The 1,570-nt window shown below is 46.3% G+C and carries 2 protein-coding genes; one reads left to right on the top strand and one right to left on the bottom strand.

What is annotated here, in order from left to right:
• Positions 1 to 35: 35 nt before the first annotated feature.
• Positions 36 to 770, bottom strand: a complete 735-nt coding sequence (locus BN1129_RS21085) for an autoinducer binding domain-containing protein (protein ID WP_209418542.1) — start codon at positions 768 to 770, stop codon at positions 36 to 38.
• 327 nt (positions 771 to 1,097) lie between these two features.
• Here BN1129_RS21085 and BN1129_RS21080 point away from each other — a divergent pair.
• Positions 1,098 to 1,570, top strand: a 473-nt coding sequence (locus tag BN1129_RS21080) for an IS110 family RNA-guided transposase (protein WP_157013512.1), incomplete at its 3' end; no start/stop codon positions are given.

Genomic DNA, 1,570 nt, shown 5'->3' with positions numbered 1-1,570 from the left:
CAATTGGATTTACAGGCTCGGCCATTGACTTTCTTTCAAGCTAGATAACCGAGCAAAGCAGCTTTCACCGTGGCTGCAGTCTTATTGGAAGAACCTAGCTTGTTCAAGGCATTCTTAATGTGGAAGTTAACTGTATTGTCAGAGATTTTCAGAATTTTCGAGATGTCGGCTGAAGTCTTACCATCTGCCGTCCAGCGAAGCACATCGGCCTCCCGTTCAGTCAACCTGACCTCCATTTCCGACAACGAGAGAAAAGGTGACAACAATAAATGAGTGAGCTGGCTTAACCAACGCAGTTGCATTTGCTTGGCATCCAACTCAGCCGGAAGCAATGGATCTGTCGAACGAGCCAAGGTGAGCATACCAACATAGCCTGAGCGGTCCATGATACCTTGTGCCCAGCCGACTCGTAAACCATGCACCTGAGCCTCTTCCCATATTTCTGGTGCAACCTTAAACAAGTCATCAGACCATACAATCGGCCCTTTTCCTGTAAGACAGGCTTGAATCGAAGGGTCAAAGGACAGGTAATTTCGACTTTGATAGCGCTGCTGCCAAGCATTACTATAATTGTTTTGCATGATAATTTTGGGCTTAGTCAGTGGTAACGGTTGGCGTTGACCGTAAGCATAGTACTCAAAACCCAATGCCTTGCATGCATTATCTATTTTTCCCAACACTTCAGCTTTGGACAGTGTCAGATCCCCTAATGCTTTTAGAAGGTCTTCTTGCCAATTATACATTGATTTACCCGAAACATGCAGAAACAAAATAATTCTTTATAGTGACACCTCATTACAAATAAAACAATATAAACACAAGTTATCTACATCACTAAGGTGCTATGGAAGGTGCGAACAAGTACCTCACGAACAAAAAATTTGAAATAAATCCGTTTAAAATCAATTAGTTATTATGTGGCGCTTTTGTGCCATATGACTTCTTCGCACCTTCCCTAAAGCTGACCTGGGCTTCGTTCGCAAAGTACTGATTTTCTGTCAGACCAGGAGTTAATCGGATAGTCGCCCCTCCCCAAAACTGCATCTGAGTGCCAAAGTGGCGAATGTAAGTTCCCATTGATGAGAAAGGCGACCACCATGAAGGCTACGACTATCGGCATCGTTCTGGCAAAACATCTCTTCCAATTACATGGCGTTGATCAACAGGGCAAGACGGTCCTCAAGCGACTGTTGAAGCGGGATCAGATGCTCTCATTCTTTAGCAATCTTCCTCCTAGCCTGATCGGCATGGAGGCATGCGGCAGTGCCCATTACTGGGCCAATAAATTGCAAGGGCTGGGGCATACCGTCATGCTGATGGCCCCTCAGTTCGTTAAGCCCTATGTAAAGACCAACAAGAACGATGCTGCGGATGCCGAAGCTATTTGTGAAGCTGTGACTCGGCCCACCATGCGGTTCATGCCGATAAAGAGCAGCGAACAATTGGCCATCCTGGCCTTGCATCGTGCTCGACAAGGCTTCATCAAGGCCAGGACAGCCCAAGCCAACCAGATCCGGGGCCTGTTAGCAGAATACGGGTTCATCCTTCATTGTACAGATCTAGTTATCAC

The sequence above is a fragment of the Aeromonas popoffii genome (assembly GCF_000820025.1).
GTDB classification, from domain to species: domain Bacteria; phylum Pseudomonadota; class Gammaproteobacteria; order Enterobacterales; family Aeromonadaceae; genus Aeromonas; species Aeromonas popoffii.
The sequence above is the reverse complement of the archived record's forward strand: the minus strand, read 5'-3'. Positions and strand labels throughout refer to the sequence as shown.